The organism is uncultured Ruegeria sp., from assembly GCF_947489545.1.
Classification (GTDB): domain Bacteria; phylum Pseudomonadota; class Alphaproteobacteria; order Rhodobacterales; family Rhodobacteraceae; genus Ruegeria.
Genome location: NZ_CANLDZ010000004.1, coordinates 196,043 through 210,710 on the forward strand (window position 1 = coordinate 196,043; position 14,668 = coordinate 210,710).

12 protein-coding genes are annotated in these 14,668 nt (G+C 57.3%); 5 read left to right on the forward strand and 7 right to left on the reverse strand.

The annotated features are described in order from the left end of the window. The first annotated feature begins 42 nt into the window (after positions 1 to 42). Positions 43 to 912, forward strand: coding sequence for a flagellar motor stator protein MotA (gene motA, locus Q1B13_RS08070; protein WP_299079248.1), 870 nt, complete (start codon positions 43 to 45; stop codon positions 910 to 912). Continuing rightward, a complete protein-coding gene (locus tag Q1B13_RS08075) occupies positions 909 to 3,053 on the forward strand; it encodes a hypothetical protein (protein ID WP_299079251.1) in 2,145 nt (714 codons plus the stop codon). Before motA ends, Q1B13_RS08075 begins: the two co-directional genes overlap by 4 nt. A 78-nt stretch (positions 3,054 to 3,131) precedes the next feature. Here the strand turns inward: Q1B13_RS08075 and Q1B13_RS08080 are convergent, their stop codons facing one another. From Q1B13_RS08080 to betB, 3 genes are all read right to left on the reverse strand, one after another. Next, a complete protein-coding gene (locus Q1B13_RS08080; RefSeq protein ID WP_299079254.1) occupies positions 3,132 to 4,484 on the reverse strand; it encodes an MmgE/PrpD family protein in 1,353 nt (450 codons plus the stop codon). Then, positions 4,481 to 6,925 (reverse strand): FAD-dependent oxidoreductase, encoded by a 2,445-nt coding sequence (locus Q1B13_RS08085; RefSeq protein ID WP_299079257.1) that lies wholly within the window; start codon positions 6,923 to 6,925, stop codon positions 4,481 to 4,483. The genes Q1B13_RS08080 and Q1B13_RS08085 overlap by 4 nt, the downstream gene beginning before the upstream one ends. A gap of 149 nt (positions 6,926 to 7,074) precedes the next feature. Next, on the reverse strand, positions 7,075 to 8,529 hold the full coding sequence (gene betB / locus Q1B13_RS08090) for a betaine-aldehyde dehydrogenase (protein WP_299079260.1): 1,455 nt from the start codon (positions 8,527 to 8,529) through the stop codon (positions 7,075 to 7,077). 194 nt (positions 8,530 to 8,723) lie between these two features. Between betB and Q1B13_RS08095 the strand changes: the two genes are divergently transcribed. Continuing rightward, positions 8,724 to 9,053: a hypothetical protein gene (locus Q1B13_RS08095; protein ID WP_299079263.1), complete on the forward strand. Its 330-nt coding sequence runs from the start codon at positions 8,724 to 8,726 to the stop codon at positions 9,051 to 9,053. A 5-nt stretch (positions 9,054 to 9,058) separates the two neighbouring features. Here Q1B13_RS08095 and Q1B13_RS08100 read toward each other — a convergent pair whose 3' ends face one another. Continuing rightward, complete coding sequence (locus tag Q1B13_RS08100; RefSeq protein ID WP_299079266.1) at positions 9,059 to 9,562, reverse strand: potassium channel family protein; 504 nt, start codon at positions 9,560 to 9,562, stop codon at positions 9,059 to 9,061. A 65-nt stretch (positions 9,563 to 9,627) separates the two neighbouring features. After that, on the reverse strand, positions 9,628 to 10,533 hold the full coding sequence (locus tag Q1B13_RS08105) for a rhodanese-related sulfurtransferase (protein WP_299079269.1): 906 nt from the start codon (positions 10,531 to 10,533) through the stop codon (positions 9,628 to 9,630). Positions 10,534 to 10,629: 96 nt separating this feature from the next. Between Q1B13_RS08105 and pncA the strand changes: the two genes are divergently transcribed. Then, complete coding sequence (pncA, locus tag Q1B13_RS08110) at positions 10,630 to 11,223, forward strand: bifunctional nicotinamidase/pyrazinamidase (RefSeq protein WP_299079272.1); 594 nt, start codon at positions 10,630 to 10,632, stop codon at positions 11,221 to 11,223. Here pncA and Q1B13_RS08115 read toward each other — a convergent pair. After that, a complete protein-coding gene (locus tag Q1B13_RS08115; protein WP_298934244.1) occupies positions 11,220 to 11,750 on the reverse strand; it encodes a hypothetical protein in 531 nt (176 codons plus the stop codon). The two genes, pncA and Q1B13_RS08115, sit on opposite strands and share 4 nt — an antisense overlap. A gap of 165 nt (positions 11,751 to 11,915) precedes the next feature. On the opposite strand from Q1B13_RS08115, the gene pncB reads away from it, so the two are divergent. After that, entirely contained in the window at positions 11,916 to 13,208 is a 1,293-nt protein-coding gene (pncB, locus tag Q1B13_RS08120; RefSeq protein ID WP_299079275.1) for a nicotinate phosphoribosyltransferase, read from the forward strand. Here pncB and Q1B13_RS08125 read toward each other — a convergent pair. Next, positions 13,205 to 14,656 carry an aldehyde dehydrogenase family protein gene (locus Q1B13_RS08125; protein ID WP_299079278.1) on the reverse strand — a complete coding sequence of 484 codons (1,452 nt, stop codon included), beginning with the start codon at positions 14,654 to 14,656 and terminating at the stop codon, positions 13,205 to 13,207. The genes pncB and Q1B13_RS08125 overlap by 4 nt on opposite strands. Positions 14,657 to 14,668 lie beyond the last annotated feature (12 nt).

The window sequence follows — 14,668 nt, forward strand, 5'->3', positions numbered from 1 at the left end:
CGTGTCCCCTAACCCTGCACTGGATATTGCTGGAGACCGCAAATGATTGGAATTGTTGGAATTGTCGTCATTTTCGTGATGGTGTTCGGCGGTTATCTCGCCGCAGGCGGCAAGATGACCATCATTATGAAGTCCCTACCGTTCGAGATGATGATGATCGGCGGCGCCGCAATCGGTGCGTTCCTGATCAGTAACGATATGAGCGGCGTAAAACACACACTCAAAGACATGGGAAAAGTCTTCAAAGGGCCAAAATGGAAACCGGAGGATTATCGCGACCTGTTGTGCCTTTTGTTTTCGTTAATCCGCATCGCGCGTGCAAATCCGGTAGAGGTTGAACAACATATTGAAGAGCCCGAAAGTTCCAGCATCTTTTCCGCGTACCCTAAGATACAGGCTGATAAGGAAGCTGTTGATCTTATTTGCGACACCATGCGATCGGCTTCGATGAACTATGACGATCCGCATCAGGTCGAAGAGGTTCTGGAGAAACGGATGGAGGCTAATTTTCACCATGCGATGCACTCCAGCCACGCGCTGCAGACCGTGGCAGACGGCCTGCCTGCGCTGGGGATTGTTGCCGCGGTTCTGGGTGTGATCAAGACAATGGGGTCGATCGATCAGCCGCCCGAAGTTTTGGGAAAACTGATCGGTGGCGCTTTGGTCGGTACATTCCTGGGGGTTTTTTTGGCGTATGGGTTGGTCGGCCCATTTTCAGGTAAGTTGAAATCCGTGGTGGAGGAGGACAACCACTTTTACCAGCTGATCAAAGAGGTTCTGGTTGCCAACCTGCACAATCACAACGCGGCGATGTGCATTGAAGTCGGGCGTCAAAACACACCGACCCACAACCGCCCCGGCTTTACCGAGCTTGAGGACGCGCTGAAGGAACTTAAGCAGGCGGCGGCATGACACGATTTTGTGCAGTGGTTTCCATCCTGATTGCGGTCGCATCGGGCGCAGCGTCGAAGGAAGTGACGGTACGATCTGGCGAGCATGACGGGTACACACGCCTTGTGTTCAACGTGCCCCCAGACACCGGTTGGGTTTTGGCGCAGCAGAAAAATGGCGCAACGCTGACCGTGGAGGTGGATGACGTCACCTTTCAAACCAGATCGGTCTTTGGACGCCTGACAACCAATCGTCTGTCGTCCCTGTCGCAATCCCAGCCCGGGGCCGCATTGAACATGGAGTTCGGATGCGATTGCGGCGCGTCGGCCTTTTTGTTTAGAAACTCGATGATCGTGGTCGACATCGCACCTGGCATTTCATTGCCACCGCTGACCACTTACATCCCTCCGCCAGTTTCGACGCGCGAACCAGACCGTGAATCTCACCCCAAAAGACTGGGTCTGAAAGTGGATTTGAAGCTGCCGCCTCTGAACATGAACGAGCAGGAGTTTAGGGACCAGTTGTCTGCGCGTCTGCTGCAAGGCGCGGATAGGAGCCTGCTTGACCTGAACCTGGCACCTGTCGCGCCTCGTAATTCGTCCAGTGTTTCGAGAACGGCAGTGCCGCCCGGTCTGAGTTCGAATATTCATCTGTCGAGTGTACTTGACGATCTGAACGGGTTGCTTGGTGCAGAATTGCTGCAGATCGGGGATAGGCCGACCTGTTTCTCGACCACCGAATTGGGCTTTGATCACTGGTCTGAAGCGCGCCCATTCCACAGCCAGTTGGCGGACCTAAGGGTTGGGCTGTATCAGGAGTTTGATCATCTGGACGACGAGCGCGCTGTCAGTCTCGCCGAGCTCTACGCGTTTTATGGATTTGGGGCAGAGGCGATCAGAGTATTGGGGTTGATGGAGACGCAAACCCCCGAACTGACGAGGGTTTCCGCCATCGCATATATCATGGACGATCGACAGATGTCCGGACCAAACCCATTCAGAAAACTACAGCGATGTGACAGCGACGCGGCGCTATGGGCGGTTCTATCGGAAAGTGAGCTGGCACCCGAAGCCGATGTTGAGGCGATTGAACAAGCCTTTGCCAGGCTGCCTGAACATCTTCGTCGCACGCTCGGGCCAAGGGTGTCGTCCATCTTGGTCGATGCTCAGGAGCTAGAGGCCGCGCGGCGCGTGTTGCGCTCGGTTAATCGCATCGAACTGACCGAACACTCCAGCGTGACGCGAGTAAAGGCCAAGGTCGCCGAGGCAGCAGGTGACGACGAGCGCGCTGAAACGTTGCTCAGCGAGGTCGCCTCCAGCCCGGGCGCTTTGACGGAAGCACCATTGGCACTGGCCCGGTTGGTTGACAAACGCTGGGTTGATCGGGGTGCGGTAACATCGCAAGAGCTTGGGCTTGCCGCGTCTTATGCGATGGAATTCCGACGATCCGAAATTGGACCTATGATGGCGCGAACTCATGCAGTCGCTCTTGGCTTGAACCATGAATTCGACAGCGCACTGGATCTGATCAAGACTTTGCCAGATGGAGAAGAGGTGCCAGTCACCTTGAATCGGCACCTTCAATTGCTCGCAGAGCGATCGGACGACGTGACTTTTCTACGTCAGACATTAGCAATGCCATCAGAGCTCACCGATCTATTGTCGACAGATACCGCCATAGTCCTATCGAGGCGCCTCGCTTCGCTTGGGTTTGCGGCACAGACTTTTGCTTTGGCCAACAGACAACAAGACAGCACCAGACGATCTGAACGGGCGCGGTTACGGGCCCGCGCTGCCCTGATGGATGGTCGCCCACATCAGGCGATGCTAGAGTTGGAAAGTGATGCATCGAGAAATGCATTTGCGCTGCGGGTTCAGGCCATGAGCGCCGTTGAAGACTATGCGGCGGCTGGCGAGATGTCGCGGGAACTCGGAGAAACAATGACGGCGAACCGCTATTTGTGGCTGGCCGGACTACCGCCCGCGGTCGGTTCAGAGCCGGCAGGGAAATTCGCGGACATAAATGCAGCGGCAACAGCATTGTCCGAACCGCCAATCAGATTGCCAGCCAGACCACTGGCGGATGCGGCCAATTTACTGGATGACAGCGCAAAGGCGCGTCAGCAGATCGCTGAGCTTCTCGACTCGGTGAAGAACGAATAGCGCGTCGGTTGCGGCAGCCATCTTAGGTCCAACCAGTTTGTTCGCCTGAGGGGCTATGGCCGCGCTCGACAGTTGGTCTCAGGTCGTCGGCGGGTCATAAATAAGGTCCGCCACATCCGCGTAGGAAGTCTTTGAGTCGATCCAGCCCAAAACAGCCTGGCGAATGGCCTCGGCACGCGCATGCCCAACGACGGGAGAGGCGAATTGCATGAATTTTTCGATCACTTCAGTCTTGGTCAGCGGTGCTTCGGTGCCTCCGCGGGCGTCAACGTGGCCTGACACCAGGACGCGCCCGTCTGTGGTGGTGATACGGACATCGGCGCTGCGACCTTGCGGGAAACCTGCGTTGTGATGATCGCTTTCGGCCACATGAATACGCGCCATCAAAGCGGCGACACCCGGATCGGACAAACTGGTGCCTGTGATCTGTTCCACTCCGATCGGACCATGCACCGCGTAGCTAGCCACTGCAAATGCCAGGGAATACTGCGCCTGTGACGTCGTTTCAGGCAGGCCGGAAAACAGGCAAACCGCTTCGTGGAAGCTACGGATGTCCAACCTTTCGATTTGCTCATGGGTCAGATCATGCTCGGACAGTATCGCTCTTACCCCGTCGATTGCGGCATGGGCCCATCGGCAGATCGGGTAAGGTTTTATGTATTGATTTTCGACCACCCAGAACGCGCCCAGATCCGCCCAATGCGGCGCGGCCACGGCTGCTTCGATTGTGATCGCAGGGGCGCCGGTAAAGCCACGCTCGGCCAGGATTGCTGCTGACATTCCGACCATCGCGCCCCAGCCTGATCCGTCATGTAACATCGTAGGGTTTGCAATCTCGCGCATCATCTGGCTGCGGGGGCCGTGGAATTCAGCGATCCCCATCGCTTGTCGCAATTGTTCGGGTGTATGCCTGCGCAAGCGCGCAGCCATTGCCGCTACGCCCAGCGCATTCCAGGCCCCAGAGGTGTGATAATCGCTGACACTTGCGTGCAGCGACAAACCGGCACGTCCCGCGACCTCGTAACCGATAATCACCGCGGCCAAAGCCTCGGGTCCCGTCAGATCTGGACAGTGTTCCGCAAGGGCCGCGAGGGCAGGCAAAACGACGACGCCTATATGGCCTTTGACCGGGTTATAGCCGTCATGACCGTCCAGATTGTCGGTCTGGGTTGCAGCGGCATAGGTGGCCCCGGCCATACTGACCTGTCGCCCGTCAAACATCATGCGCGCGCTGTAGGACGGGTCTGAACTGGCATAGAGCAACGCCGCCGTATCGCGCGCGATCACTCCGGCCTCCATTGGGCCCGATGCGATCAGAATGCCCATCGTGTCCAGCATCAACAACGCGGCAGCCTCGCGCGCGCTGATGGGCATGTCCTGTGCCGAACGGCCCAGGGCAAATTTGGCAACGCAGGCGAAGGTGTCTGTCATTTGACCGCTTCCATCACGAGCGGTCTAGCATCACGCAGGCGCAGGCCGTCGGGATCGAATGGCGGTTTCGCCAACAACTGGGCAGTATGAGGTTTGCCGAGAACAAAGATCTCGACCGTTTCGCCGGGCCGCGCCACATTCGGATCGGCATACCCGAGCGCCAGTGATTTGCCGACCGAATAGCCGTAAGCGCCGGACGTCACACGACCTACTGGTCTCCCATCGGGGGTAAAGATCGGCTCACCTCCCGCTGCGTCGGCGTCGACCGCATCAACCTCAAAAATCGAGAGCACCTCACGCGGGGCGTTGTCCTTGACGGCCAGGTAGGCGTCTTTGTGCAAAAACTCCTTGTCCAGCTTGATCAACCCTGCCAGCCCGACCTCTTGTGGCCAGTATTCCTGAGAATACTCCCGACCCCACGAACCATAACCTTTTTCGATGCGCAGAGAGCCCAACGCACGGCCGCCCACCGGGCCGCCATCCATTTCTTTTGCCGCGTCCAAAAGCGCTGAATAGAGCCTGATTTGATCCTCTTCCGCGCAATGCAGCTCCCATCCTAGATCGCCGGTAAAGCTGATGCGAATGGCCAGACATGTAACCCCTCCCACGTCAACGGTCTGCGAGCGCATGAACCGGAAGGCCTCGCTTGACAGATCCGCATTTGTCAGGCGCTGCAGCATGTCGCGCGACTTTGGTCCTGCCACGTTGAAACCCGCGATACGATCTGTTGCAACCTCGAGCGTGGTGCCCTCAGGCAGATCGACCATGTTGAAGAAACGCTGGTGGTAACGCTCGGCCATGCCAGAGCCGATCATCATGTACTCATCATCTGCGACTTTTGTGATTGTGAAATCGCCAGCGACGCCGCCCCGAACCGAGATCAGTGGAGTCAGACAGGACCGCCCTACGTCAGTCGGGACCCGGTTGGCCACCAGGCGGTCCAGCCAATCGTAGGCCCCTGGACCTTTGATCACGTAATTGGCGAAGTTCGAGATATCGATGACACCGACAGTCTCACGTAGCATCTTCGCTTCGCGACCGACCGGCTCCCACCAGTTTTGACGGGTGAAGCCGTTAGTTTCGATGGCTCCCGGCTGATCCGCGAACCATAGCGGGTGCTCCCAGCCACAATTGAGACCAAAGACGCAGCCCATCTCTTGTTGCATCTCATACGCAGGACGAGTGCGGGCAGGACGACCGGCGCTGCGCTCTTCGTTTGGGAAGTGGATCGCGAAACGATGCGAATACTGGTCTTCAACCCGCGCTTTAGTGAATTTCTTGTCCGCCCAATCGCCGAAACGGGCCAAGTCCCAGGCGAACATGTCGTATTCTGGCTCCCCGTCGATCATCCATTGCGCGGACAACAGCCCCAGCCCGCCGGATTGAGAGAAACCTGGGATAATCCCTGTACAACAAAAATAGTTCTTCAACTCGGGCACCGGCCCCCAGATCGCATTGGCATCCGGAGACCAAATCATTGGCCCGTTGATCACACGTTTCACCCCAGCGGTGGCGGCGACGGGAACACGTTCCGTCGCGCGGATCACATTCTCCATGATCCGGTCCAGATCATCGGGGAACAGCTCGTGGGCAAAATCCAATGGCGTGCCGTTTTCCGCCCAGAACCGCATGTCTTTCTCATAGGCCCCGATCAGCAGGCCATTGCCTTCCTGACGGAAGTAATACTCGCCATCCCGGTCGGCGATGGACGGTAGGCGGCGGCCCAGCTCGGCAACCTCATCAATCGCCTCGGTTACAAAATACTGATGCTCAGTCGGTTGCAAGGGCAGTTCTACACCCGCAAGCGCAGCGACTTCGCGCCCCCAAAGACCACCGGCATTGACCACCCATTGTGTATGGATATCACCCTTTTTGGTGCGCACGATCCAGGACCCATCTGGTTGCTGTTCAGTGCCTGTTACGGGGCAAAACCGCTCGATCGTGGCCCCCATTGCCCGCGCGCCAGCAGCATAGGCATGGGTCACGCCCGAGGGATCGACATTGCCGCCATCGGGTTCGAACATGATGCACCGAACATCGTCAAATTGCGCCAACGGGTGCAGTTCCATCGCCTGTTCGCGGCTGATTTCGTGAAAATTCAGACCGTAGAACTTAGCTTTGGCCTCTTGCAGTCGCAATTGGTGTTCCCGGTCTTCAGTCTGCGCCAGGTAGAGCGATCCGGATTGGAACACACCACAGCCCTGCCCGGTTTCCTTCTCCAGCTCTTTATACAGATTCATGGTATAATGCTGGATGCGGGTGATACTGTTGTTGTCGTGCAGCCCGTGAATATTCGCCGCCGCGTGCCAGGTTGAACCGCTGGTCAACTCATCCCGTTCCAGCAGGACCACGTCGGTCCAACCGAGCTTGGCCAAATGGTAAAGAATCGAACAACCGACAAGGCCCCCTCCGATAACGACGGCCTGCGCGTGGGTTTTCATGGGATAGTCTCCTGCGTTTCGGGCGCCGCCAGATCGGCTCCGTTGCAGGAAAGTCAGCCACAGGTCGGGATGGGCTTATGCTCTGTTCCCGACGCGAAATGTCGGGAACAGATATCTCATGGCTCGAATAATTCTCAACCAGAGTTGAATCAGTATGGTGCGTCGACGTCGTTCATCGAAACGTAAACCGTCTTCATCTCGCTGAAATGGTTGATCGCCAGCTTGGAATTCTCGCGCCCGACGCCGGACATTTTTGATCCACCAAACGGCGCTTCGACCGGGGCAAGGTTGTAGGTGTTGATATAGCACGTACCGGCTTCAAACCCTGCGACGATGCGATGGGCACGGGTCAGATCGTTGGTGAACACGCCCGCTGCCAAGCCGAACTCGGTGTCATTGGCGCGCGCTAAAACCTCTTCTTCGGTGTCGAAATCCAGAACTGACATGACCGGGCCAAAGATTTCCTCGCGCGCGATGGCCATATCGTCGGTGACATCGGCAAAGACCGTTGGCTGCATGTAGTAGCCTTCGCCTTCAATCTGTGCGCCGCCATAGACCAGCCGTGCGCCTTCGGATTTGCCTTTTTCGACATAGCTCAACGCGATGTTCATTTGGTTTTCGCTGACCATCGGGCCAAAGTTGACTTGCTCATCCAGTGGATCGCCGATTTTTGTCGTAGCCAGACGTTCAGACAGTCGGTTCAAGAACGCCTCTTTGATGTCTTTCTGAACAAAAACACGAGTGCCATTCGAACAGACCTGCCCCGAGGAATAGAAGTTGCCCAAAATCGAACCGGATACCGCGTTTTCAATGTCAGCATCGTCGAACACGATCATCGGGGACTTGCCGCCCAATTCCATCGTCACGTGCTTCATGCCATCTGCTGCCGCGGCATAGACCTTACGACCCGTCGGAACCGATCCGGTCAGCGACACTTTGGCAACGCGCGGATCGGTGACCAACGATGCGCCCACGTCACCATAGCCTTGAAGCACATTGTAGACCCCCTTGGGCGCCCCGGCTTCGATTAGGATCTCGGCAACCTGCAGCGCCGACAACGGCGTGGTTTCAGATGGCTTGAAGATCATCGTATTGCCACAGGCCAGCGCCGGGGCGCCTTTCCAGCAAGCGATCTGGGTCGGGTAGTTCCACGCACCGATACCAACACACACGCCCAACGCCTCGCGGATGGTATAGACGAAATCGCCACCGCCCAGAGGAATGTGTTCCCCGGTCAGGGATGCGGCCAATCCTCCGAAGTATTCCAACGCGTCCGCGCCGCTGGTCGCGTCTGCCACCAGCGTTTCCTGCAAGGGTTTTCCGGTGTCATGGGTTTCCAGGATCGACAGCTCGCGATTGCGGTCACGCATGATGTCTGACGCACGGCGCAGAATGCGGCCGCGCTCGGTTCCAGACATGGCAGCCCAGGCCTTCTGAGCAGTTTTTGCGCTGTTTAGAGCCTGATCAACGATCGCAGGCGTCGCCGAATGCAGCCGTGCGATCACTTCTCCGGTTGCGGGATAGATCACGTCGATGGGTGCGCCGCTGGTATCCTCGACATAGGCGCCGTCGATGAAATGGCTGGCCTTGGGCTGAAACTTCATAACCGAGTCCTCTTTTTTGCAAGCGCAGCCCCTCGTTCGGTCACAAAGGGCAGCTTAATTCGCCCCTACCGGTTATTGATTGGTCAGTCAATAACCTCACCAAACAGCCTGAAGTGCGGGCTCGGCAGTGTGCGCAGGCTTGAAAAGTTAACCGAATGTTCTATATATGTTCTACACAGTCAGAGGATACACCGATGGCACAGTCTGCTCGAACTTTAGCGCCTAGCGGCCCTACAAATGATTACCACCTGCTGCCGGTAACAGACCGCCAGATGCGCTATGCCCGCGCGATTGCCGAACAATCGGCGCTTGAAATTCCTGTTGAGGCGCAGCGCGACCGGCGGATGCTGTCTGATTGGATCTCGACACATAAGCCCCGGGCTGCATCCCCTTTTGACAACTACCCGACCGGAAAGCAGGTCGCCTTTGCCGAGCGGATTTCACGCAGCAAACGCCGCCCGATCCCATCCGAGTGTTTCCGCGATAAACACCGGATGTCCAGCTGGATCGACGAGAACAAATAAGTTGATCAACTGCGGCTGTGGTTATGTGAGTATATGGTGACTGCTGCTGCTACAAACAGGCCCAACAGGATATACCCTGTGACGGCCTCGGCCGCAGCCAGACCCCGGCACAGCCCTGCCGGGGACAGATCGCCGTATCCTACTGTGGTAAAGGTCACGTAGGAGAAATACAGCACATCCGCAGGTCCTTTGGCGCCGACGACGCATAGATCGCTGTATCCAAACGCGCCATAAACGGCAGCAAAAAGGAACGGCACCACCTGGATAAACGACACGCCCATCAGAAACAAAAGCCTGCGGGGCGATTTAACCTGCGTCATGTAGAACCAGGATTGCGAAATCAGCCAGATGACAAGGCCGATCGAGGCAAATGTGCCAATGGTGTCACCCGCAGCAGATTCGCTGAGGCGGGACAGCCCGTACCAGGCCAGAAAGCTTGCAACCACCAGCCCCGCCGCCGCAAACAGTGTCGATTTCCATTCATCCAGAGTTTTGGGTTCGCGGGACATGGCCACTCCGCTTTGATGACAGTCAGACAACCATCCGGCGTCACACCGGCCGACGCAACCCGAATTCAGTCCGCACCCAAATGTTCAACGCCACGCGCTCGGGCCAAAACGATCTGCTTTTGCCGCTCGCGAAAGCGCATCTTGTCCGCCTCAGACGTCTCGTTGATGCATCGATGGCAAGACACCCCGTGCTCGTATTCTGGGCGTTTCACGTCTTCGGGCAGGATTGGTCGCCGACACCCGTGGCACAATTTGTGTGGGCCTTCAACCAGCCCGTGCCCAACTGAGACGCGGTTGTCGAAAACAAAACAATCGCCCTGCCAGGTACTGTCTTCCGCTGGCATTTCCTCAAGATAACGCAGGATGCCACCTTTCAGGTGATAGACATCCTCTAACCCCTGACCCAGCAGATAGTTGGTGGATTTCTCGCAGCGGATGCCGCCGGTACAGAACATCGCGACCCGTTTGTTGTTGAACCGTTCCTTATTCTCTTCCCACCAGGCTGGAAATTCACGAAAACTGGTCGTTTCAGGGTCTATTGCTCCTTCAAACGTACCAATCGCTACTTCGTAGTCGTTGCGGGTGTCGATCACGACCACGTCGTCGGAACGGATCAGATCGTTCCACTCGTCTGGTTCAACATAGTTACCGACGCGGGCGCGCGGGTCCACATCCGGCTGCCCCATGGTGACGATCTCTTTTTTAAGACGCACCTTCATTTTGCCAAACGGCGGGTGATCGGCAGCGGCCTCTTTCCACTCCAGATCGGCGCAGCCCGGCAAAGCCTTGATGTGGGCCAGCACCGCGTCGATGCCGTCACGGGGTCCGGCGATGGTGCCGTTAATCCCTTCGCGTGCCAGCAACAGCGTGCCTTTGACCGATTTGGCACGGCACAGCTCTGCCAACGGGTCACGCAGGGCGGCGTGATCAGCGAAACGGGTAAAGTGGTATAGGGCAGCGATCGTGTACATGCGCGCGGTCTAAACCCGCTGGGCCAGAGTCGCAAGGGATCGGATTGACGCCCCGCACATGGCCCCTTACCCATATTGCAGTCAACGGAGGCCACCATGACCCATGCCCTGATCGTAATAGACGTCCAGAACGACTTTTGCCCGGGCGGGGCTTTGGCTGTGGCCGGAGGGGACGAGATCGTCGCGCCGATCAATGCCATGATGGATGAATTTGACGCCGTGATCCTCACACAGGACTGGCACCCGGCCGCGCATTCTTCGTTCGCAAGCTCGCACACGGGCAAAGCACCGTTCGAGATGATCGAGATGCTTTATGGCCCTCAGGTTCTGTGGCCCGATCATTGCATTCAGGGATCGCATGGCGCAGCCTTCCATCCGGCATTGCGGACAGATGGTGATCTGATCCTGCGCAAAGGGTTCCGCCCTGCAATCGATAGCTATTCTGCCTTTTTTGAGAATGATCACAAAACGCCAACGGGGTTGAAAGGGTATCTGGACACACGCGGGATCGACCGGCTGACACTGGTGGGACTCGCCACAGATTTCTGCGTTCACTACTCGGCAGTGGATGCAGCGAAACTGGGGTTTGACGTCACGGTGTTGATGAAAGCCTGCAAAGCAATAGACATGGACGGGTCACGGGCGGCGGCCGAGAACGCAATGCGCGCGTCGGGCGTTGTGCTGGCTTAGGGCGACGCGCCAGCGGCGGCCAAGTATTTTAACAAAGCGATCAGAATTACTGACAGGCCAAGGGCCAGGCCAATTCGCCCCGGCACACTGCGTCTTTGAACTTCGGCAGGCGGATTATGCGCTTTGCCCTGCGACACAGCTGAGGCGCTGATGACGCCGCTCACCGGTTGTGCATGTCTGACATGATGCAGAAACTGCCGGAAATCGAATTCCCCAGAATACTCGCCCTGAATCCCTCTGGATTTGATGTTTGCGAACAGGTCACGCAGAATGCGTTCCCGATCAAGCTCATCGGCAGGCGGGTAAACGTCGGGCGCAATCCCGCTGTCATGGGCTTCAAGCCCGAACCCCGCGTCCAAAAACATGCCGCGGATCTTGGGGGACGCGCCACGCAAGGCATCTGTCGTTTTGATATCCCGAAACAGCGCACGCACCTTGGCGCCTTGATTACTGCCTGCGGTGTTCAGTTCAGGATCAAAATCGTCCGATGCCTTTTTGACAATATCAAAGTCGTACTTAAGACCCATTCACCAAGTTCAGCCTTCTGAGTTTGTTTCGACCCCTCACTAATCGGTGAAAACAACGCAGAATATGCCCGCATTGTGACGTCATACGGGCATTGTCATCAAATCAGCGACTCTTGCCAATCAGCGTGACGATTGATCTAACAACGGAAATCGCAGGAGTTCCCCATGGTCGACATCGCGACCCGTGTCTACAATCACAAATGGCAGATCGACCCGATTGTGCGGTCTTTGATCGATACGGATTTCTACAAACTTCTGATGTGCCAATCCGTATTTCGTAACAAACCACAAACAGATGTCACGTTCTCGCTGATCAACCGATCGCTTCATGTGCCGCTGGCCCGGCTGATCGACGAAGGAGAGCTGCGCGAGCAGCTGGATCATATCCGCTCACTTAGCCTTAGCCGTGGTGAAAGCACATGGCTGCGGGGCAATATGTTCTATGGCAAACGCCAGATGTTCCGTTCGGATTTCATGGAATGGTTCGAGAACCTGCGCTTGCCGCCTTATCATCTGGAGCGCAAGGGCGACCAATACGAGCTGACCTTCGAAGGCAAATGGCACGAGGTCATGTTGTGGGAAATCCCTGCGCTAGCCGTGTTGATGGAGCTGCGGTCCCGCGCCGTTCTGAACAGCATGCGCCGTTTTGAATTGCAGGTGCTTTATGCCCGCGCAATGACCCGTGTTTGGGAAAAGATCGAGCCGCTCAGCACGATCAACGGGCTGAGCATCGCAGATTTTGGGACCCGCCGCAGGCATTCATTCCTTTGGCAGGATTGGTGTGTTCAGGCAATGATGGAGGGGCTGGGCGACTCCTTTACCGGAACCTCGAACTGTCTGATCGCAATGCGTCGCGAGGTTGAGGCGATTGGGACCAACGCCCATGAACTTCCGATGGTGTATTCCGCTTTGGCCGACAAAGATGACGATCTGGCCCAGGCCCCTTATGACGTGCTGAGCGATTGGCATGATGAACATGACGGGAACCTGCGCATCATCTTGCCGGACACCTATGGAACCAAAGGCTTTCTGGATCGCGCGCCTGACTGGCTGGCTGGCTGGACCGGAATTCGCATTGACAGCGGCGACCCTGCGGCCGGCGCTGAAATCGCAATAGACTGGTGGCAGTCACGGGGTGAGGATCCGCAAGAAAAGCGCATCATATTCTCCGACGGGCTGGACGTGGACAAAATTCAGGAATTGCACAGCCAGTTTGCCCATCGCACAACGGTGTCCTTTGGCTGGGGAACGTTACTGACCAATGATTTCCGTGGGCTTGTGCCCAATGACGCGCTTGCCCCGTTTTCGCTGGTTTGCAAAGCGGTCTCGGCCAATGGTCGACCGACGGTGAAGCTGTCGGACAACCCGGAAAAGGCAATGGGCCCAGCGGATCAGATCGACCGCTACAAGCGGGTTTTTGGTGTTGGTGCTCAACAGCCCATCGAGGTGATCGTCTAACCGTGAAAGGCCGCCACCGTCTTAAGCTGCGAAAACCCATACAGGGCTTCGAACCCCTTTTCGCGGCCGTGGCCCGATTTTCCGACCCCTCCGAAGGGCAACTCGACCCCGCCTCCGGCCCCGTAATTGTTGATGAACACCTGCCCCGAGTTTAGCCGCTTGGCCAGACGCATCTGGCGCGCGCCATCGCGGGTCCAGACGCTGGCAACAAGGCCATAATCGGTACTGTTTGCTATAGTTAGAGCCTCACTCTCCGTGTCAAACGGGATCAGAACCTGAACCGGACCGAAAATTTCCTGCTGCGCCAGAACGTGGTCAGGCGGCACATCCGAGAACACGGTGGGTCGCACATAAGCCCCGCCTTTCGGCGCCGTATCGACGATATTGCCTTGCGCCGCGATGTTAAGATCTGCGCCCTTGGCCAGAAACCCGGTCACAACCTCTTTCTGGCGCGCAGAGATCAACGGTCCGACTCGCAAATCGTCTTGCGCCGGGCCAACACTCAGCTGCGCATAGGCGTCTGCCATGCGTTCTTTCACCTGACTATAGACGCCACGCTGTACCAGAATACGCGACGAGGCCGAGCAGGTCTGACCCGCATTCTGAATGCCCGCGTTCACCAGAAAGGGCAGCGCCGCATCAAGATCAGCATCATCAAAGACAAGTTGCGGAGATTTCCCGCCCAGCTCCAGTGTGACTGGTACAACGTTTCGCCCAGCCGTCTGCTGTACCAACGCGCCCGTCGCCACCGATCCGGTGAACGAGATGTGATTGATGCCCGGATGTTCCGACAAAGCCGCACCTGCCTCGGCGCCCAGCCCCGGAACCACATTCAGCGCCCCGTCTGGCAAACCTGCCTCTTGCGCCAAATGGGCAAAGGCCAGGGCGGTCAAACAGGCCTCTTCTGCTGGCTTCAGCACACAGGCATTGCCCATTGCCAATGCCGCGCCAACAGATCGCCCGATGATCTGCATCGGGTAGTTCCACGGCACGATATGGCCTGTGACACCGTACGGTTCGCGCAAAGTGTATACGGTATAGCCATCCAGATACGGGATGGTCTCACCCATCACCTTGTCTGCTGCGCCCCCATAGAACTCGCAATATCGTGCCAGAGCCACCGCATCTGCGCGTGCCTGAGTCAGCGGTTTGCCAACATCCATGGCCTCGAGCAGAGTCAGGTCTTCGACCCGGTCCAACACCAGTTGCCCCAACCGGTTTAGGATACGGCCACGCTCCAATGCTGTCATCCGACCCCACGCCCCGTCTCGCGCAGTCCGTGCAGCCACTACAGCCTTATCAATGTCTGCTGACGTCCCGCGCGCAATCCGGCAAATCTCGGACCCATCCGATGGGTTGATCAGAGGCAAAGTATCTCGGGACGTTGGGGTGCTCCAGACCCCACCAATCAGGCAAAGGCTGGGATCGAACCAGAGGGGAAGGATCATGTCGGACTCCAA

Bases quoted from the DNA above. Each gene is read 5' to 3' on its own strand.
- Q1B13_RS08075 (WP_299079251.1), top strand. From the start codon at position 909: ATGACACGATTTTGTGCAGTGGTTTCCATCCTGATTGCGGTCGCATCG.
- Q1B13_RS08100 (WP_299079266.1), bottom strand. From the start codon at position 9,562: ATGTCCCGCGAACCCAAAACTCTGGATGAATGGAAATCGACACTGTTT.
- Q1B13_RS08080 (WP_299079254.1), bottom strand. From the start codon at position 4,484: ATGACAGACACCTTCGCCTGCGTTGCCAAATTTGCCCTGGGCCGTTCG.
- pncA (WP_299079272.1), top strand. From the start codon at position 10,630: ATGACCCATGCCCTGATCGTAATAGACGTCCAGAACGACTTTTGCCCG.
- Q1B13_RS08095 (WP_299079263.1), top strand. From the start codon at position 8,724: ATGGCACAGTCTGCTCGAACTTTAGCGCCTAGCGGCCCTACAAATGAT.
- Q1B13_RS08115 (WP_298934244.1), bottom strand. From the start codon at position 11,750: ATGGGTCTTAAGTACGACTTTGATATTGTCAAAAAGGCATCGGACGAT.
- Q1B13_RS08085 (WP_299079257.1), bottom strand. From the start codon at position 6,925: ATGAAAACCCACGCGCAGGCCGTCGTTATCGGAGGGGGCCTTGTCGGT.
- motA (WP_299079248.1), top strand. From the start codon at position 43: ATGATTGGAATTGTTGGAATTGTCGTCATTTTCGTGATGGTGTTCGGC.
- pncB (WP_299079275.1), top strand. From the start codon at position 11,916: ATGGTCGACATCGCGACCCGTGTCTACAATCACAAATGGCAGATCGAC.
- Q1B13_RS08125 (WP_299079278.1), bottom strand. From the start codon at position 14,656: ATGATCCTTCCCCTCTGGTTCGATCCCAGCCTTTGCCTGATTGGTGGG.
- Q1B13_RS08105 (WP_299079269.1), bottom strand. From the start codon at position 10,533: ATGTACACGATCGCTGCCCTATACCACTTTACCCGTTTCGCTGATCAC.
- betB (WP_299079260.1), bottom strand. From the start codon at position 8,529: ATGAAGTTTCAGCCCAAGGCCAGCCATTTCATCGACGGCGCCTATGTC.